This is a genomic window from Streptomyces viridiviolaceus (assembly GCF_014650995.1).
In the GTDB taxonomy this organism is placed as follows: Bacteria; Actinomycetota; Actinomycetes; order Streptomycetales; family Streptomycetaceae; genus Streptomyces; species Streptomyces viridiviolaceus.
Genome location: NZ_BMWA01000008.1, coordinates 96166 through 113882 on the forward strand (window position 1 = coordinate 96166; position 17717 = coordinate 113882).

15 protein-coding genes are annotated in these 17717 nt (G+C 73.0%); 9 read left to right on the forward strand and 6 right to left on the reverse strand.

Features of this window, described 5'->3' with window-relative positions:
* Nucleotides 1–10: 10 nt before the first annotated feature.
* Complete coding sequence (locus tag IE260_RS12960; protein ID WP_189871156.1) at nt 11–844, forward strand: isoprenyl transferase; 834 nt, start codon at nt 11–13, stop codon at nt 842–844.
* Between the two features lie 76 nt (nt 845–920).
* Complete coding sequence (locus IE260_RS12965) at nt 921–1667, forward strand: YoaK family protein (RefSeq protein WP_189871158.1); 747 nt, start codon at nt 921–923, stop codon at nt 1665–1667.
* Nucleotides 1668–1677: 10 nt separating this feature from the next.
* Here the strand turns inward: IE260_RS12965 and IE260_RS12970 are convergent, their stop codons facing one another.
* The 4 genes from IE260_RS12970 to IE260_RS12985 form a co-directional block, all read right to left on the reverse strand.
* The gene (locus IE260_RS12970) at nt 1678–2094 is read right to left on the reverse strand and encodes a Fur family transcriptional regulator (RefSeq protein ID WP_189871160.1); all 417 of its coding nucleotides are present in this window, start codon (nt 2092–2094) and stop codon (nt 1678–1680) included.
* A 63-nt stretch (nt 2095–2157) separates the two neighbouring features.
* The gene (locus tag IE260_RS12975; protein ID WP_189871162.1) at nt 2158–3060 is read right to left on the reverse strand and encodes a metal ABC transporter permease; all 903 of its coding nucleotides are present in this window, start codon (nt 3058–3060) and stop codon (nt 2158–2160) included.
* On the reverse strand, nt 3060–3827 hold the full coding sequence (locus tag IE260_RS12980; protein ID WP_189871164.1) for a metal ABC transporter ATP-binding protein: 768 nt from the start codon (nt 3825–3827) through the stop codon (nt 3060–3062). Before IE260_RS12980 ends, IE260_RS12975 begins: the two co-directional genes overlap by 1 nt.
* A gap of 29 nt (nt 3828–3856) precedes the next feature.
* On the reverse strand, nt 3857–4828 hold the full coding sequence (locus IE260_RS12985; RefSeq protein ID WP_189871166.1) for a metal ABC transporter substrate-binding protein: 972 nt from the start codon (nt 4826–4828) through the stop codon (nt 3857–3859).
* A 159-nt stretch (nt 4829–4987) separates the two neighbouring features.
* Here IE260_RS12985 and IE260_RS12990 point away from each other — a divergent pair, with 159 nt between their 5' ends.
* Both IE260_RS12990 and IE260_RS12995 read left to right on the forward strand, forming a co-directional pair.
* Nucleotides 4988–6370 carry a glycine--tRNA ligase gene (locus tag IE260_RS12990; RefSeq protein ID WP_189871168.1) on the forward strand — a complete coding sequence of 461 codons (1383 nt, stop codon included), beginning with the start codon at nt 4988–4990 and terminating at the stop codon, nt 6368–6370.
* A gap of 102 nt (nt 6371–6472) precedes the next feature.
* On the forward strand, nt 6473–7087 hold the full coding sequence (locus IE260_RS12995) for a LysE family translocator (RefSeq protein ID WP_189871170.1): 615 nt from the start codon (nt 6473–6475) through the stop codon (nt 7085–7087).
* Between the two features lie 3 nt (nt 7088–7090).
* Here the strand turns inward: IE260_RS12995 and IE260_RS13000 are convergent, their stop codons facing one another.
* Nucleotides 7091–8146: a chitinase gene (locus tag IE260_RS13000; RefSeq protein WP_189871172.1), complete on the reverse strand. Its 1056-nt coding sequence runs from the start codon at nt 8144–8146 to the stop codon at nt 7091–7093.
* Nucleotides 8147–8278: 132 nt separating this feature from the next.
* Here IE260_RS13000 and IE260_RS13005 point away from each other — a divergent pair, with 132 nt between their 5' ends.
* Together IE260_RS13005 and IE260_RS13010 are read left to right on the forward strand one after the other, a co-directional pair.
* Complete coding sequence (locus IE260_RS13005; protein WP_189871174.1) at nt 8279–9283, forward strand: aldo/keto reductase; 1005 nt, start codon at nt 8279–8281, stop codon at nt 9281–9283.
* A 24-nt stretch (nt 9284–9307) separates the two neighbouring features.
* Complete coding sequence (locus tag IE260_RS13010; RefSeq protein ID WP_189871177.1) at nt 9308–9898, forward strand: TetR/AcrR family transcriptional regulator; 591 nt, start codon at nt 9308–9310, stop codon at nt 9896–9898.
* A gap of 20 nt (nt 9899–9918) precedes the next feature.
* Here IE260_RS13010 and IE260_RS13015 read toward each other — a convergent pair whose 3' ends face one another.
* The gene (locus IE260_RS13015; RefSeq protein WP_189871178.1) at nt 9919–11346 is read right to left on the reverse strand and encodes an MFS transporter; all 1428 of its coding nucleotides are present in this window, start codon (nt 11344–11346) and stop codon (nt 9919–9921) included.
* Nucleotides 11347–11447: 101 nt separating this feature from the next.
* On the opposite strand from IE260_RS13015, the gene IE260_RS13020 reads away from it, so the two are divergent.
* From IE260_RS13020 to IE260_RS13030, 3 genes are all read left to right on the forward strand, one after another.
* Nucleotides 11448–12350: an MmyB family transcriptional regulator gene (locus tag IE260_RS13020; protein WP_189871180.1), complete on the forward strand. Its 903-nt coding sequence runs from the start codon at nt 11448–11450 to the stop codon at nt 12348–12350.
* A gap of 82 nt (nt 12351–12432) precedes the next feature.
* Nucleotides 12433–13131, forward strand: a complete 699-nt coding sequence (locus IE260_RS42780; protein ID WP_308434662.1) for a hypothetical protein — start codon at nt 12433–12435, stop codon at nt 13129–13131.
* A 9-nt stretch (nt 13132–13140) separates the two neighbouring features.
* Nucleotides 13141–17478, forward strand: a complete 4338-nt coding sequence (locus IE260_RS13030) for a cation-translocating P-type ATPase (RefSeq protein WP_189871182.1) — start codon at nt 13141–13143, stop codon at nt 17476–17478.
* The last annotated feature ends 239 nt before the right edge of the window (nt 17479–17717 follow it).

Below are 17717 nucleotides of genomic sequence, written 5' to 3' on the forward strand. Positions count from 1 at the left end.
CGAGAGACACATGGCCGTACGCGGGTTCCTGGGGCGGCAGCGCCGGGACTACAGGACGCCGGAGCCGCACCCGTCCGGCGCGCGGCCGCCGAAGCTCCCGGGCGAGCTGGTCCCCGAGCACGTGGCGATCGTCATGGACGGCAACGGCCGCTGGGCCAAGGAGCGCGGGCTGCCGCGCACCGAGGGGCACAAGGTCGGGGCCGAGCGGGTGCTGGACGTGCTCCAGGGCGCCGTCGAGATCGGCGTGAAGAACATCTCCCTGTACGCCTTCTCCACCGAGAACTGGAAGCGGTCGCCGGACGAGGTGCGCTTCCTGATGAACTTCAACCGGGACTTCATCCGCAAGACCCGTGACCAGCTCGACGAGCTGGGCATCCGGGTCCGCTGGGTGGGGCGCATGCCCAAGCTGTGGAAGTCGGTGGCCAAGGAGCTCCAGATCGCCCAGGAGCAGACCAAGGACAACGACCGGCTCACGCTGTACTTCTGCATGAACTACGGCGGCCGGGCCGAGATCGCGGACGCGGCGCAGGCGCTCGCGGAGGACGTGCGGGCGGGGCGGCTCGACCCGTCGAAGGTGACCGAGAAGACCTTCGCGAAGTACCTCTACTACCCGGACATGCCGGACGTGGACCTGTTCCTGCGGCCGAGCGGGGAGCAGCGGACGTCGAACTACCTGCTGTGGCAGAGCGCGTACGCCGAGATGGTGTTCCAGGACGTGCTGTGGCCGGACTTCGACCGGCGTGATCTGTGGCGCGCGTGCGTGGAGTTCGCGTCCCGGGACCGGCGGTTCGGCGGGGCCGTGCCGAACGAGGAGCTGCTCGCCATGGAGGGCGAGCAGGCGTGAGCCGGGCGTAGGCTTCGGCCGCGTGTCGCCGGGTTGCTGCGCCGACGGCCCGGCGGCGCTGCCCATGCTGGCTGACATGCCCGAGACCCCCGCGTCCCCGCCCGGCGGCGCCCGCCCGCCCGACGTCCGGCTTACGGTCGTCATGACCGTGCTCACCGTGCTCGCGGGCGCCGTCGACGCCGTGAGCTTTCTGACCATGGGAAAGGTCTTCTGCGCGCTGGCGACCGGCAACGTGCTCTTCCTGGCGTTCGCGCTCGCCGGGGAGGGCGAGGTTCCGGTGGAGCGGCCCGCCACCGCCCTCGGGGCGTTCATGGCGGGGGCCGCCGTCGGGGCCGTCGTGCTGAGTGGTCTCGCGGCGCGGGGGCGGCCCTGGTTCGCGCTGGGGGTGGCCTGCGAGGGCGTGCTGCTGGCGGTGGCCGGTGGGCTGGCCTGGGGATGGCACGGCACCGGTTCGCCCGGCGACGACTCCGGCCTCGTGATCGTCGCGACGGTGGGGGTGGCCATGGGGCTGCGCACCGTCGGCGCCCTGCGCGTGCACGTGCCGGGGATGCCGACGCTGCTGATCCAGACGGTGATCGCGCAGCTGATCGACGACGTGCTGAAGCAGCCACGCACGGCCCTGCGCGGGATGACGTACCGGCAGCGGCTGTCCAGGGCGCGGTGGACGGCGACCGCGGTGGGGATCTTCGTCGGCGGTGTGCTGGGCACCTTGCTGCTGGTGCCGCTCGGCACCGGGCCCGCGCTCGTCGTCATCGCCGCGCTGGTGCTGCTCCTCGCGGCGGTGACCCTGGTGGCCCGGCTGCAGGAACCGGCCGGTCCCTAGGGGGCCGGACCTAGTTGCCGGCCGTCGCGCAGTCCGCGCACGTGCCGAAGATCTCCACCGTGTGGGCCACGTTGACGTAACCGTGTTCGGAGGCGATGGCCTCGGCCCACTTCTCCACCGCGGGGCCCTCGACCTCGACCGCCTTGCCGCAGGAGCGGCAGACGAGGTGGTGGTGATGGTCGCCGGTGGAGCAGCGGCGGTAGACCGACTCGCCGTCGGCGGTGCGCAGGACGTCGACCTCGCCGGCGTCGGCGAGGGACTGCAGCGTGCGGTAGACCGTGGTGAGCCCGACCGAGTCGCCCTTGTGCTTGAGCATGTCGTGGAGTTCCTGCGCGCTGCGGAACTCCTCGACCTCTTCGAGAGCCGCCGCCACGGCGGCCCGCTGCCGGGTGGCGCGGCCCTTCACGGGCGGTCCAGCGGTCGTCACCGGTTGCCTCCTCACGTCTGCTCTGCCTGCCGGGGCCATTGTGCCAGCCCGGTCTGTCAGCGGTCAGACGCCGAGCTCGTCGCCGGCCCCCCGGGTGGCCGGAATCCGGCACTCCGTGGGGTCGGCGCCGGGCTGTGCGGATGCCACCGCTCGCGCGCGTCGCCGGGCCAGCGGTGTCGCCAGCGCGGTCAGCAGGACGAACGCGGCGATGGTGAGCAGCACGATCGTCGCGCCGGGCGGCACGTCCTGGTAGTACGACGTCACCGTGCCGCCGAGCGTCACGGCCACGCCGATCGCGACGGCGATGGCGAAGGTGGCGGCGAAGCTGCGGCTGAGCTGCTGGGCGGCGGCCACCGGGACCACCATCAGCGCGGACACCAGCAGCAGGCCGACGACGCGCATGGCGACGGTCACGGTCACGGCGGCCGTGACGGCCGTCAGCAGGTTCAGGGCGCGCACCGGCAGGCCGGTGACCCGCGCGAACTCCTCGTCCTGGCTGACCGCGAACAACTGGCGGCGCAGTCCCAGGGTGACGAGGACGACGAAGGCCGCCAGGAGGCAGATCGCGGTCACGTCGGACTCGGAGACGGTCGACAGCGACCCGAAGAGGTAGGAGGTGAGGTTCGCGTTGGAGCCCGTCGGCGCCAGGTTGATGAACATCACGCCGCCGGCCATGCCGCCGTAGAACAGCATGGCGAGCGCGATGTCGCCGCGGGTCCTGCCGTACCAGCGGATCAGCTCCATGAGCACCGCGCCGAGGACGGAGACCAGGGTCGCCATCCACACCGGCGACCAGGACAGCAGGAAGCCGAGACCGACGCCGGTCATCGCCACGTGGCCGATGCCGTCGCCCATCAGGGCCTGGCGGCGCTGGACGAGGTAGATGCCGACGGCCGGGGCGGTGATGCCGACCAGGACGGCCGCCAGCAGCGCCCGCTGCATGAAGGCGTAGTTCAGGATTTCCATCAGCTCAGCAGTCCCGTGCGGATCGGTTCGGCGCCCGCCGGTGCGTGCGGGTGTACGTGGTCGTGGCCGGGCAGCGCGTGCTGGCCGACGGCCTCCGGGGGCGGGCCGTCGTGCAGGACGCAGCCGTCGCGCAGGACGACGGCCCGGTCGATCAGGGGCTCCAGGGGGCCCAGTTCGTGCAGGACGAGGAGGACGGTGGTTCCTGCCGCGACCTGTTCCCGGAGCGTCTCGGCCAGGACCTCCTGGCTGGCCAGGTCGACGCCCGCCATCGGCTCGTCCATGATCAGCAGCTCGGGTTCGGTGGCGAGCGCGCGGGCGATCAGGACGCGCTGGTGCTGGCCGCCGGAGAGGGCGTTCACGGAGTCCCTGGCCCGGTCCGCCATGCCGACCAGTTCCAGGGCGCGGCGCACGGCGGCGTGGTCGGCCTTGCGGAGCATCCCGAACCGGGCCCGGGAGAGCCGGCCGGAGGAGACGACCTCGGTGACCGTCGCCGGCACGCCGCCCGCGGCCGTGGTGCGCTGGGGGACGTAGCCCACGCGCGCCCAGTCGCGGAACCGGCGCCGCGGGGTGCCGAACAGCTCGATCTCCCCGGCGGCCACCGGGACCTGGCCGATGATGCTGCGCACGGCCGTCGACTTGCCGGAGCCGTTCGCGCCGAGCAGCGCGACGACCTCGCCGCGGCGCACGGTGAGGTCGATGCCGCGCAGGACGGGGCGCGAGCCCAGCTCGGCGCGTACGCCGCGCAGTGCTATGACGGACTCGGTCATGCCGGCCTCCGGTCGGTCGCTCTGGTCGGTCACTTGGCGCCCATGGCCGTCTGCAGGGCCTTGAGGTTGGCCTCCATGACCTGGAAGTAGTCGTCGCCGCGCGACTTGTCGGTGATGCCCTCGATCGGGTCGAGGACGTCCGTCTTGAGGTGCGCGTCCTGGGCGACCGTCTTGGCGGTCCTGTCGCTGACGAGCGTCTCGTAGAAGACGGTGGAGACGCCGTCGGCCTCGGCCATCTCGGCCAGTTCCTTGACCCGGGCGGCGCTGGGCTCGGACTCGGGGTCGAGGCCGCTGATGGCCTCCTCGGTGAGGCCGTAGCGCTCGGCGAGGTAGCCGAAGGCGGCGTGCGTGGTGATGAAGACCTTGGTCTTCGTGTCCTTCAGCCCGGTCTCGAACTTCGTGTTCAGCTCGCCGAGCTTGCCGACCAGGGCCTCGGTGTTCTTCTTGTAGTCGGCGGCGTTGTCGGGGTCGGCCTTCTCGAAGGCCTTGCCGACGCCCTCGGCGACCTCGGCGTACTTGACCGGGTCGAGCCAGATGTGGGGGTCCTGGCCGCCCTCCGTGGCGTGGTCGTGGCCGTGCTCTTCCTCGGTGTGCTCGTCCTCGTGCCCGCCGACCTCGTTGCCGTGCTCCTCCAGGGAGGTCAGCGTGGTCGCGTCGATCTTCGTCTTGGCGCCGGACTGGGCGATGGCCTCGTCGACGGAGGGCTGGAGGCCCTTCAGGAAGAGCGCGGCGTCCGTCTCCTCCAGCTGGGCGCGCTGCTTGGCGCTGATCTCCAGGTCGTGCGGCTCCTGGCCGGGTTCGGTGAGGCTCGTGACGTTCACGTGGTCCCCGCCGATCTGCTCGGCGAGGAAGGCCATGGGGTAGAACGACGCGACGACGTCGAACTTGTCCGTGTTGCCCGCCGCCGAACTGTCGCCGGAGCAGGCGGAGAGGGTACCGAGGCCGAGTGCGGCGGCCGCGGTGACTGCTATGCCGGATATGCGGCGTCGTCGTACGTTCATGACAGTCATTTTCAACAAATCTGGAAACGGTTGTCAACAAGGGTCGGGTTGCCCGGAGGGGTGCCCCGATTTGGTCGAGGGGCAGCCCACGCCGGTAACCTGAAGCATTCGCTGGAAGCATCTCGCTTCGTCGCCCGTCGTCGTAATGAAGAGAGCACCGTGGCCGCCGACAAGATCGACACCATCGTCAGCCTGAGCAAGCGCCGTGGCTTCGTATTCCCCTGCAGTGAGATCTACGGCGGCCAGCGCGCCGCCTGGGACTACGGTCCGCTGGGTGTCGAGCTCAAGGAGAACCTCAAGCGCCAGTGGTGGCGCTACATGGTGACCTCGCGCGAGGACGTCGTCGGTATCGACTCGTCCGTGATCCTGGCCCCCGAGGTCTGGGTCGCCTCCGGCCACGTCGCCACCTTCACGGACCCGCTGACCGAGTGCACCGCCTGTCACAAGCGGTTCCGCGCGGACCACCTGGAGGAGGCCTACGAGGCCAAGCACGGCCGCCTGCCGGAGAACGGTCTGGCGGACGTCAACTGCCCCAACTGCGGCAACAAGGGCCAGTTCACCGAGCCCAAGCAGTTCTCGGGGCTGCTGTCCACCCACCTCGGCCCGACCCAGGACAGCGGCTCCGTCGCCTACCTGCGGCCCGAGACCGCGCAGGGCATCTTCACCAACTTCGCCCAGGTGCAGACCACCTCGCGCCGCAAGCCGCCGTTCGGCATCGCCCAGATGGGCAAGTCCTTCCGCAACGAGATCACGCCCGGCAACTTCATCTTCCGCACCCGCGAGTTCGAGCAGATGGAGATGGAGTTCTTCGTCAAGCCGGGCGAGGACGAGAAGTGGCAGGAGTACTGGATGGAGCAGCGCTGGAACTGGTACACCGGCCTGGGCCTGCGTGAGGAGAACATGCGCTGGTACGAGCACCCGGCCGAGAAGCTCTCCCACTACTCCAAGCGCACCGCCGACATCGAGTACCGCTTCAACTTCGGCGGCAGCGAGTGGGGCGAGCTGGAGGGTGTCGCGAACCGCACGGACTACGACCTCTCCGCCCACGCCAAGGCCTCCGGCCAGGACCTCTCCTACTTCGACCAGGAGGCCGGCGAGCGCTGGACGCCGTACGTCATCGAGCCGGCGGCCGGTGTCGGCCGCGCGATGCTCGCCTTCCTGCTCGACGCCTTCGTCGAGGACGAGGCGCCGAACGCCAAGGGCAAGATGGAGAAGCGCACGGTGCTGCGCCTCGACGCGCGCCTGGCCCCGGTGAAGGTCGCCGTCCTTCCGCTGTCCCGCAACCCGGAGCTGTCGCCCAAGGCCAAGGGCCTCGCCCAGACCCTGCGCCAGCACTGGAACATCGAGTTCGACGACGCCGGCGCGATCGGGCGCCGTTACCGCCGGCAGGACGAGATCGGCACGCCGTACTGCGTGACCGTCGACTTCGACACCCTCGACGACAACGCCGTGACGGTGCGTGAGCGCGACTCGATGAAGCAGGAGCGCGTGTCGCTGGACCAGATCGAGGGCTACCTGGCCTCGCGTCTGATCGGCTGCTAGCTCCCGCCCGGCGGCCCCCAGGGCCCGCACGCCTCATTGGCCCCCGACACAGGCACCGGATTGGTCCTGTGCCGGGGGCCGTCGCGTCGGCAGGGTGGCCGTATGAGCATCGCCTTCCTGCTGACCACCCTCGTCGTCTTCGCCACACCCGGCACCGGCGTCGTCTACACCCTCGCCGCCGCCCTCTCGCGCGGCCGCCGGGCGAGCGTCGTCGCCGCCTTCGGGTGCGCGCTCGGCATCGTCCCGCACATGCTGGCCACCGTCACCGGTGTGGCGGCGCTGCTGCACGCCAGTGCCACCGCCTTCCAGGTCCTGAAGTACGCCGGTGTGGCGTACCTGCTGTACATGGCGTGGGCCACCCTCCGGGACAAGGAGGCGATCACGGTGGACGGCGACGGCGCGGCACCCGTCCCGGCGCGGCGGGTGATCCTCCGCGGCGTGCTGGTCAACATCCTCAACCCGAAGCTGACGCTGTTCTTCTTCGCCTTCCTGCCGCAGTTCGTGGAGCCGGGCCGGGCCGGCGCCCTGCCGCACCTGCTGGTGCTCAGCGGCGTGTTCATGCTGGTGACCTTCGTCGTGTTCGCCGGGTACGGCGTCCTGGCCGCGTCGGTGCGCGGCCACGTCACCTCCCGGCCCCGGGTGATGACGTGGCTGCGGCGGAGCTTCGCGGGGTCGTTCGTGGCGCTGGGGGCGAAGCTGGCGCTGACCGCGCGGTGAACGTCAGCGGCCCTGGAGCGCCTTGACGTTGTCGCCGAAGGTCCAGTTCTTCGAGCCGTCCCAGTTGATCGACCAGGTCATCAGGCCCTTGAGGCTCGTGCCGTAGTGGTTCCAGGCCTGGGCGACCTGGGACGGGGGCATGTGGCCGCCGCCCGCGCCGGGCTGTGCGGGCAGGCCCGGCACCTGCTTGTCGTAGGGCACCCGGACGGTCGTGCCCTGGACGACCAGTCCTCTGTTCAGGCAGTCCGTCTGGGCGGTGAAGCCCTGCACGGTGCCGGCCGCGTAGGAGTCGCCGGAGCAGCCGTACATGCTGCCGTTGTAGTACTGCATGTTCAGCCACCACAGGCGGCCGTTGTCCGCGTACTTCTTGATGACCGGCAGGTACGCCCCCCAGATCGAGCCGTACACGACGCTGCCGCCGGTGACGTAGGCGGTCTCCGGGGCCATGGTGAGGCCGAAGTTCGACGGCATGCGGGCCAGGACGCCGTCGATGATGCGGATCAGGTTGGCCTGGGACGGGGACGGCCGGCCGATGTCGCCGCTGCCGACCAGGCCGGTCTCGATGTCGATGTCGATGCCGTCGAAGTTGTACTTCTGCAGGATCGGGACGATCGTCTCGACGAAGCGGTCGGCGACGGCGGTGGAGCTGAGGTCGATGCCGGCCGTCGCTCCGCCGATGGAGAGCAGGATCGTCTGTCCGGCCGCCTTCGCGGCGCACATCTGGACCGGGGTGGCCACCTTCACGCCGGTGTCCATGCCGTCCTCCCACAGCGCGGTGCCGTCGGAGCGGATGACCGGGAAGGCCGCGTTGATCACGTTGTAGCCGTGCGCGGCGATGCGGGAGTCGGTGATCGGGGTCCAGCCGAAGGGGGGATGGACGCCGTTCGCGGCGCCGTCCCAGTTCTCCCAGTAGCCCTGCAGGACCTTGCCGGCGGGTTTCGACTTCACCGCGCAGGTGTCGGTGGCGGCCGGAGCGGCGGACGAGGTGCCGGCCGTCAAGGGGGCGAGGACGGTGGCCGCGAGCGCGGCGGCGAACAGGCGGAGCCTGTGACGGATCATGCGACGTGCCTCCTTCGTGGGGTGAGGTGGCGCAGACATGACAATCCTCTGGTCCAGACCTTTCGTCAAGAGGTGACAGATCAACGAATGACAGATATTGAAATCTGTCAGCTGTCATGCAAGGCTGGTGTCATGACGATGAACACCCGCTCCCTCGGAAAGACAGGCCCCCGGGTCTCCGCCCTCGGTCTCGGCTGCATGGGCATGTCCGCGCTGTACGGCGACGCGGACCGGGCCGAGTCGATCGCCACGATCCACGCCGCCCTCGAAGCAGGCGTGACCCTGCTCGACACGGGCGACTTCTACGCCATGGGCCACAACGAGATGCTGATCGGCGAGGCCCTGCGCGCCGCCCCCGCGGCCCGCCGGGAACAGGCCCTGATCAGCGTGAAGTTCGGTGCCCTGCGCGGCCCCGACGGCAGCTGGTCGGGGTACGACGGCCGGCCCGCCGCCGTGAAGAACTTCGCCGCGTACTCCCTCCAGCGCCTCGGCGTCGACCACATCGACGTCTACCGGATCGCCCGCCTCGACGAGAACGTGCCGATCGAGGAGACGGTCGGCGCCATCGCCGAACTCGTCGAGCAGGGCTACGTACGGCACATCGGCCTGAGCGAGGTCGGCGCGCAGACCGTCCGGCGGGCCGCCGCCACCGCCCCCGTCTCCGACCTGCAGATCGAGTACTCCCTCATCTCCCGCGGCATCGAGGACGAGATCCTGCCGGCCACCCGCGAACTGGGTATCGGCATCACCGCGTACGGCGTCCTGTCCCGCGGTCTGATCTCCGGCCACTTCACCCGCGACCGGCAGCTCGCCGCGAACGACTTCCGCGCCCACTCGCCACGCTTCCAGGGCGAGAACCTCCGGCACAACCTGGACCTCGTCGACGCCCTGCGGAAGATCGCCGAACAGAAGGGCGTGAGCGTCGCGCAGATCGCCATCGCCTGGGTGCTCTCCCGCGGTGAGGACATCGTGCCGCTCGTCGGCGCCCGCCGCCGCGACCGGCTCACCGAGGCCCTCGGCGCCCTTGACGTGGACCTCGACGAGGCCGACCTCGCCGCGATCGAGCGGGCCGTCCCGGCCGGTGCCGCCGCCGGTGAGCGCTATCCGGCGGCGCAGATGGCCCACGTCGAGCGCTGAGCGGCGCCAGGTACGGTCTAGGCCATGGCACCGACCTCCGAGACCCTGACCGCCGAGCGCATCCTCGAAGCGACCGAGGAGGTGCTGCGCCGCCACGGCCCGGCCAAGGCCACCGTGGTCGACGTGGCCCGCGCGCTCGGCGTCAGCCACGGCAGCGTCTACCGTCACTTCCGTACGAAGGCGGCGCTGCGCGAGGCGGTCACCAAGCGGTGGCTGGACCGCACCTCCGAGGCCCTGTCCGGGATCGTCGCCGAGGACCGCGACCCCGAGGGGCGGCTGCGGGACTGGCTGCGCACCCTCTTCGAGGCCAAGCGCCGCAAGGCGGGCGACGATCCCGAACTGTTCGCCACGTACACGGTGCTGACCGACGAGAACGGCACGGCGGTCGGCGAACACCTCGCCGACCTGACCGCCCAGCTGACCCGGATCGTCCGGGCGGGCGCGGAGGCCGGCAGCTTCGAAACCACCGACCCCGAGGCCACCGCCCGCGCGGTCTTCCACGCCACGGGCCGCTTCCACGACCCGTGCCACGCGCGGGAGTGGGAACGGCCCGGGGTGGAGGAGGAGTTCACGGCCGTCGTCGACCTCCTCGTGCGGGGACTGCGGGGCCGGTAGCCACGCCATGGCCTTCGGCGTCAGCCGATCGTGCGCGGCAGCCGCAGGCTCAGCAGCCCCGTCAGGACCACTCCCGCCAACTGGACCAGCAGCGTCGTCACCAGGGCGTCGCGCATGCCCAAGCCCGGGACCAGCGACAGGAACAGGGTGCCCAGGGTGGCCACGCCCAGCGCCAGGGACGACTGCTGCGTGGTGATCATGACCCCGCTGCCGACGCCCGCGCGGGCGGGCGGCACCTCCGACAGGACGATCCGGAAGACCACGGGCAGTTGGAGCGCCTGACCGGCCCCGGCGACCGCCGCGCCCGGGAGCAGTTCGACGAGACCGAGGTCCGGCCAGGAACGCCAGGCGGCCAGCGTCATCAGGGCCAGGCCCGCGCCCTGGAGCACTGCGCCCGCCGTCACCACGCGCGTGCCGTACCGGGCGACCAGCCGGGGGCCGGCGAGGGAGACGACGAAGAACGCCACCGCCAGCGGCGCCAGCGCCAGCCCCGCCGCCACCGGGCCCAGGCCCGCGCCCTGCTGCAACCCCACGGCGATCACGAACATGAACCCGCTGAAGCCGATCGAGAACGGCACGATCAGCAGCAGCCCGCGCCGCAGCGAGACAAGCGCGAACAGGCTCGGCGGGACCAGCGGCGTACGGCCCGCGCGGTCCGCCCGCCGCTCCACCGCGTAGAACGCCGCCGCCAGGAACGGGAAGGCCGCCAGCGCCGACCACGTCCACAGCGGCCAGCCCGCGGCCCGGCCCTCGGTGAGCGGCACCAGCAGGGTGAGCAGCGAGGCGGCCAGCAGCAGCGTGCCGGGAACGTCCACCGGCTCCGGGCGCGCCGAGCGGGTCTCCGGGACCGTACGGACGGCCAGCAGCAGGCCGGCCAGCACCACCGGCACGTTCACCAGGAACACCGAACGCCAGCCGGTGCCGGCGACGTCCGCGGCCACCAGGACGCCGCCGAGGATCTGGCCGGCCACCATCGCCAGACCGGCCGTCGCCCCGTACAGGCCCATGGCCTTCGCGCGCCGGGGACCGGAGGTGGTCGCCTGGATGGTGGCCAGCACCTGCGGCAGCATCGCGGCGGCCGAAGCGCCCTGCGCCACGCGGGCCGCCACCAGCGACCACGCGTCGGGCGCGAGCCCGCACGCCAACGACGTGAGTCCGAAGGCGGCCATCCCGCCCAGGAACAGCCGCCGCCGGCCGAACAGGTCGCCGAGCCGCCCACCGAGGACGAGCAGGACGGCGTACGCCACCCCGTACCCGGCGACGACGAGTTCCAGGACCGCCTCGCTCGCGGACAGGTCCGCGCCCATGGTCGGCAGGGCGACGTTGACGATGAAGAAGTCGATCAGGGGGAGTGCCGCGGCCAGCAGCACCGTGAACAGTCCGAGGCCGCCGAGCACGGGTGGTGCCGGGGCCGGACGGACGGGACGTGAAGTGATGGTTTCGGTCACGGAACGAGGCTGCGCCCCGGCTCAACCGGGTACCAGAGTCTTCTTGTCCTGGTACAAGGAGCACCTGGCAACAGGATCCGGGCAGCGGCACGCTGGAGAGCATGACGACCATGGCTCAGGAGACGGTCCGGGACGCCGGACCGGGGGAAGCGGTCTCGGCGGTGCGGCGGCACGAACTCGCCGCCTTCCTGCGCAGCCGCCGGGAGCGGATCGCCCCCGAGCGCGTCGGCCTGCCCCGCGGACGCCGGCGCCGCACACCGGGACTGCGGCGCGAGGAGGTCGCCCAGCTCTCGGCGGTGGGCGTCACCTGGTACACGTGGCTGGAGCAGGCCCGGGACATCCAGGTCTCGGTGCAGGTGCTCGACGCGCTCGCCCGCGCCCTGCTGCTCGACCCCAGCGAGCGCGCCCACCTCTTCCAGCTGGCCGGGGCCGTCGACCCGGCACCGGCGGCCGACTGCCCGTCCGTCACCCCGGCGCTGCGGACCCTGCTGGAGCAGATCGAGCCGTACCCCGCCTGCCTGCAGAACAGCCGCTATGACATCCTCGCCCACAACCGCACCTACGGGCTGCTGCTGTGCGACCTCGACGCGGTGCCGCCAGAGGACCGCAACTGCATGATCCTCTCCTACACCCACGACGAATGGCGTTCGTCGATCGTGCACCTGGAGGAGACCCAGCGGCTGATGGCCGCCCGGTTCCGCGCCATGATGGCCGGTCACCTCGCCGAGCCCGCCTGGAAGACGCTGCTGCAGCGGCTGCGTGCGGAGTCGTCCGACTTCCGCGCGGCCTGGGACCGGCACGAGGTCGTCGCCCACCGCACCAAGCGCAAGGAGTTCCTCAACCGGCACGTCGGCCGCATCACCGTGGACCACACCGACCTGTGGCTCGGCCCCGAACCCGGCCCCCGGATGGTGACGTACGTACCGGCCGACGACACCTCCCGGGAACGTCTGGAGAGGCTGCACGCGATCGCTCGGGAGCGCCGGGCGACTTCGGCGGGATGACCGCCCGAAGTGCGGGAACCCGGGTTAATGCGGAAGGTGATGTTCCCAGGGTTTCCACAGTTCGCACAGGGCGAGGACAGTCATGGCTGAGCAGAAGTCGGCGCAGACGCTCCCGCGGCCGTTGCACGCGGCCGCGTCGGCGCTGCGGAAGGTACCGGGCGCCGGGACGGTGGGCAAAGCCGCCGAGGGCGCACTGGACAGGATCGGGGCCGTGTCGCCGCGCGGGCGGCGCATGGTCGTGTACACCGGGGCCGGCGTGCTGGGCGTCGCCGGGCTCGTGGAGTGGCCCATCGCGCTGACCGGAGCGGCGGTGGCGTGGCTGACGCAGCCACGGCCGCAGGAGTCCCCGGCCGCGCAGGCCGCGCGGACGACGGCCGGCGACGGGGCGAGCGCCACCACGGAGGACGAAGCCGCGCAGGGCAAGGACGAGGCCGCGTCGCCCAGCGCCGAGGAGAAGACCCCGGCTGCCAAGAACACGGCGAGGAAGAGCACCGCGCAGAAGAGCACCGCGCAGAAGAGCGCCGGGACGCAGAGCGCCGCCAGGAAGAGCCCCGCGCGCAAGAGCACGGCGAAGGAGAGCACCGCCAAGAAGAGCACAGCGAAGAAGAGCACCGCCTCCACCAGGAGCACGTCGTCCAGGAGCACCTCCGCGGCGAAGGCGTCCCCCACTCGGGCCAAGACCCAGTCAGGAACCAAGGCGTCCTCCAGTCGGCCCACGAGCTCGGCCGGAAGCAGGACCCGCAAGACGGCCTCGGCGTCGCGTTCCCGGAAGGCGGGCTGAGAGGCAGAGATGGCCGGCGGAATTCTGACGCGTTCCCAGAGCGCCGTCACAGGGTTGGTCCTGGCCGGGCCCCGGCTGCTCGCGCGCGGCACGGCACCCGCGGTCGGTGCGGCGGCCGGCGCGGTGGCGGGCACGGCACGGGCCGGAGTGCGCGGCGCGGACTTCGCGGCGCGGGCGGCACGGGTCGCCCGCGCCGCGCTGCCGGGTGGGACCCGGGACTGGCGGGCCGGTCCGAGAGCGCACATCGCGCTCGAACCGGCCGCGCCGGACGAGGTGCGGCGCGCGGGCGGCAGGGAGCGGGTGGCCCGGCGGGTGGCGGCGGCACTGGCCGAACACCCCGACGTGGTGCTCGCCTACTGGGATTCAGGGCTCGCCCGGCTGGTGGTGGCGGCGACCGAGGAGTCGGTCGCCGACCGCGTCGTGGACCGGGCGACCGCGCTCGCCGAGCAGCACGGGCTCACCCGGACGGACGACCAGGTGGAGGAACTGGCCCACCCCGGCGACCCCGCCTCGGTACGCGTCGCGGCGACGGCCCTCGGCGCCGATGTGCTCGGCATCGCCGCCGCCCTGACCGGATCCGCCCTGCGTGTGCCGGCCTCGCCCCGCCTGGTCACCGCCGTGGCGACGCTGCTGCGCGAGAACCCGGCCTTCCGCTCCTGGCTGCGCGACCGGCTCGGCGTCCACCGCATGGACGTGGCGCTGGCCGCCGCCAACGCCGCCGTGCACGGCGCGGGCCAGAGCCCGACCTCGCTCGTGCTCGACGGGGCGCTGCGCGTCTGCCAGCTGGCGGAGGCGGTGGCGCGGACGGCCACCTTCGAGGTGGTGCACGACCAGCTGTGCGTCCCCGGCCGGGACAGCCTGCCCGCCGACCCCGCCGTGCGCCCGCCGCTGCGTTCCTCCCCGGCTCAGGCCTACGCCGCCCACGCCTCCACCGGCAGTGTGGCGGGCGCGGCGGCCACCCTGCTCGTCAAGCACGACGTCGCCGAGGCCGCCGAGGCGGTGCTCGCCGGTTCCCCCAAGGCCGCGCGCTACGGTCCGGCCGCCTTCCACGCCGTGCTCAGCGGCGCGCTGTCCCGTAGCGGCGTGCTGGTGCGCGACCCGGAGCGGCTGCGGCAGCTGGAGATGGTCGGCACCGTCGTCCTGCACTCCGGCGCGCTCAGGGCCCCGGACGCGGGGGCGGACCCGTGGACCGAGGAGGTGCTGGACGCGGCACGGCGCGCCAGGCTGCGCGTCGTGATGGTCGAGGACCCCGCGCTGGCCGACTTCACCGGCCTGGCGGACCAAGTCGTCAGTGCCGCCCGCCCGTTGCGGGAGGTGGTCGACGAACTGCGCGCCGAGAGCGGCGTCATCACCGTCGTACGGCCCCGGCCCGACGACGACCCGGCGGTGCTGGACGGACTCCTCGCCGGCGACGTGGCCGTGGCGCTCGCCGACGCCGACTCCCCGGTGGCGTGGGGCGCGGACGTGCTCGCGCCGCAGGGGCTGGCCGACGTGTGGCGGCTGCTGCGGGCGGTGCCCGCGGCCCGCAAGGTCGGGCGCCGCTCGCAGACGCTGGCCCGGTCCGGCGCCGCGCTGTCCGGGCTGCTGGTGGCGGTCGGCGAGGCACGCAAGGGGAAGGGCAACGGCCCGTCGCCGCTGCCGGGGCTGCGGCACGCGCCCGTCGACGCGAGCGCCGCGGCGGCCCTGTTCTCCGGCACCCGCGCCGCCCTCGGCGTGGCCGCGGCACGCGCACCGCATCCCCGGCCGCGGGTGGCGTGGCACGCGCTGGACCCGGTCGGCGTACGGGAGCGGCTGGACCGGGAGGGAGAACCGGAGCTTTCCGCCACGGAACAGCTGACCGCACGGCTGCGTGCCGCGGCCGGCCGGGCGGGCCGTCAGCCCGCGCTCGCCCCGCTGAAGTGGACGTGGCAACTGGGCCGGGCCGTCCGCGGTGAACTGGACGACCCGCTCACGCCCGTGCTCGCCGTCGGCTCCGCGGCCGAGGCGATCCTCGGCTCCGTCATGGACGCCCTCCTCGTCGTCGGCGCGCTCGACCTGAACGCCCTGGTCGGCGGCTTCCAGCGGCTGCGGGCCGAGCGGGCGCTGGCCGGGCTGCTCGCGGAGCAGAAGCAGAAGGCGCGGGTCGCCGACGAGGAGACGCACGACCCGTCGGCCGAGCCACGTGTCGTGGACGCCGCCAAGCTGCACCCCGGGAACATCATCGAGCTCAAGACGGACGACGTCGTGCCCGCCGACGCCCGGCTGCTGTGGGAGGACGGCCTGGAGGTCGACGAGTCCGCGCTGACCGGCGAGTCCCTGCCGGTGGACAAGTCCGTGGACCCCGCGCCGCACGCCCCCGTGGCCGAGCGGTACTGCATGGTCTTCGAGGGCACGACCGTCGTCGCCGGGCGGGCGCAGGCCGTCGTCGTGGACATCGGCGACCACACGGAGGCCGCCCGCGCCGTCTCGCTCGCCGCCCGCACACCGGCCGCCGCCGGCGTCCAGGCCCGGTTGCAGGAGCTGACCCGCAAGGCGCTGCCGCTGACGCTCGCGGGCGGCGCCGCGGTGACCGGCCTGTCGCTGCTGCGCGGCGCGCCGATCCGGCAGGCCGTCAGCGGCGGGGTGTCGGTGGCCGTGGCCGCCGTGCCCGAGGGGCTGCCGCTGGTGGCGACCGTGGCGCAGCTGGCGGCGGCCCGCCGGCTCAGCCGCCGCGGTGTCCTGGTGCGTACCCCGCGCACGCTGGAGGCCCTGGGCCGCATGGACACCATGTGCTTCGACAAGACCGGTACGCTCACCGAGAACCGGCTGCGGCTGGTCAAGGTGGCCGCCTCGGACGGCACGGTGCACAGGCTGGGCGAGTCCGAGGCCGCCGAGGCGGTGCGGGTCGCGGCCCGTGCCTGCCCCCGGCTGAACGGCGACGGCGGCGCCCGGCCCACGCACGCCACCGACGAGGCCGTCCTGGACGCCGCCGGAAACGACCCGGGGTGGCGGCAGGAAGAGGGACTGCCCTTCGAGACGTCCCGCGGCTACGCCGCCGCCGTCGGCCGCGACGGGGACGGCGCGCCCGTGCTGGTGGTCAAGGGCGCCCCGGAGACGGTGCTGCCCGCCTGCGCCGGTCTGGCGGACCACGCCTCCGAGGCGGCGCACGCCCTGGCCCGCGACGGACTGCGCATCATCGCGGTGGCGAAGCGGCCCCTGACGGACGGCGAGGACCCGGCGGAGGTCCTGGAACAGCCGCCCGCCAAGCTGGAGTTCACCGGGCTGCTGGCGCTCGCCGACGTGGCCCGCGAGACGTCCCCCGCGCTGGTGCGCGGGCTGCGCGAGGCGGGCGTACGGCCGGTCGTGCTGACCGGCGACCATCCGCAGACCGCCCGCGCCATCGCCGCCGACCTCGGCTGGCCGCAGGACGCGACGGTGGTCACCGGCGACGAACTCGCCGCCGCCGACCGCTCGGCCCGCTCCCGCCTGTTGCGCGACGCGGACGTCGTGGCCCGGGTGGCGCCCGAGCAGAAGCTCCAGGTCATCGAGTCCCTGCGGGACGCCGGACGCGTGGTCGGCATGGTGGGCGACGGAGCCAACGACGCCGCCGCCATCCGCGCGGCCGACATCGGCGTGGGCATCAACGCGCGCGGCTCGGCCGCCGCCCGCAACGCCGCCGACCTCGTCGTCACCGGAGACGACCTGCTGGTCCTGACGGAGGCGGTACGCGAGGGCCGGGCCCTGTGGCACAGCGTCGCCGACGCCATCGCGATCCTCATCGGCGGCAACGCGGGCGAGGTCGGCTTCGGCATCCTCGGTACGGTGCTGGGCGGATCGGCTCCCCTCTCCACCCGTCAGATGCTGCTGGTGAACCTCTTCACGGACCTGTTCCCGGCGATGGCGGTGGCGGTGACACCGACGGGCGACGCCGAGCAGGCGGAGGCCGACGCGGGCGCGCCGCTCGGTACAGCGGTCCTGGGCGAGCCCCTCATCCGGCAGATCCGGCACCGGGCCCTGACCACGGCGCTCGGGGCGACCGCGGCCTGGCTGTTCGGCCGGTTCACCCCGGGCACGGGCCGCCGGTCGACGACGATGGCCCTGTGCGCGGTGGTCGGCACGCAGCTCGCCCAGACCCTCGCCGACCGGCGCGACAGCACTCTGGTGCAGGTCACGTCTCTGGGCTCCGCGGCCGCTCTGGTCGCCCTCGTCCAGACCCCGGGCGCCAGCCAGCTCTTCGGCTGCACCCCGCTCGGCCCGCTCGCCTGGGCCGGCGTGGTCGCGGCGATCATCCTGGCGCTGGCGGGCCAGCGGGCCCTGCCGCGGGTGGAGGAGGCGGTGATGAAGCACTGGCCGGCGGTCGCCGAGCGGCTGCCGAGGCCGGGGTGGTGAGACGTCTGCCGCGACCGACGGCCACTGCCTGGCAACCGCCAGCCTGCTTGCCGCGCTCTATGGCATCGCCCCGGCGCTCGGGCTGCCGCTGCCGGGGCGGCTGGCCGACCTGCGCGGCCTGCCCCTGCCCTGCCACCTGGGAGCCGCCCCGGTCGCCACCGCGCGCTGGGCCCCCTGGCCCTGGTCGGCACCTCCCGCCTGCCGCTTGCCGCCGTGTGCGTCGCGCCGGCGGGTCCGGG

Bases quoted from the DNA above. Each gene is read 5' to 3' on its own strand.
- IE260_RS12975 (WP_189871162.1), bottom strand. From the start codon at position 3,060: ATGGAAATCCTGAACTACGCCTTCATGCAGCGGGCGCTGCTGGCGGCC.
- IE260_RS12980 (WP_189871164.1), bottom strand. From the start codon at position 3,827: ATGACCGAGTCCGTCATAGCACTGCGCGGCGTACGCGCCGAGCTGGGC.
- IE260_RS42780 (WP_308434662.1), top strand. From the start codon at position 12,433: ATGGCTGAGCAGAAGTCGGCGCAGACGCTCCCGCGGCCGTTGCACGCG.
- IE260_RS12960 (WP_189871156.1), top strand. From the start codon at position 11: ATGGCCGTACGCGGGTTCCTGGGGCGGCAGCGCCGGGACTACAGGACG.
- IE260_RS13010 (WP_189871177.1), top strand. From the start codon at position 9,308: ATGGCACCGACCTCCGAGACCCTGACCGCCGAGCGCATCCTCGAAGCG.
- IE260_RS13000 (WP_189871172.1), bottom strand. From the start codon at position 8,146: ATGATCCGTCACAGGCTCCGCCTGTTCGCCGCCGCGCTCGCGGCCACC.
- IE260_RS13020 (WP_189871180.1), top strand. From the start codon at position 11,448: ATGACGACCATGGCTCAGGAGACGGTCCGGGACGCCGGACCGGGGGAA.
- IE260_RS12965 (WP_189871158.1), top strand. From the start codon at position 921: ATGCCCGAGACCCCCGCGTCCCCGCCCGGCGGCGCCCGCCCGCCCGAC.
- IE260_RS12995 (WP_189871170.1), top strand. From the start codon at position 6,473: ATGAGCATCGCCTTCCTGCTGACCACCCTCGTCGTCTTCGCCACACCC.
- IE260_RS13030 (WP_189871182.1), top strand. From the start codon at position 13,141: ATGGCCGGCGGAATTCTGACGCGTTCCCAGAGCGCCGTCACAGGGTTG.
- IE260_RS13005 (WP_189871174.1), top strand. From the start codon at position 8,279: ATGACGATGAACACCCGCTCCCTCGGAAAGACAGGCCCCCGGGTCTCC.
- IE260_RS12985 (WP_189871166.1), bottom strand. From the start codon at position 4,828: ATGAACGTACGACGACGCCGCATATCCGGCATAGCAGTCACCGCGGCC.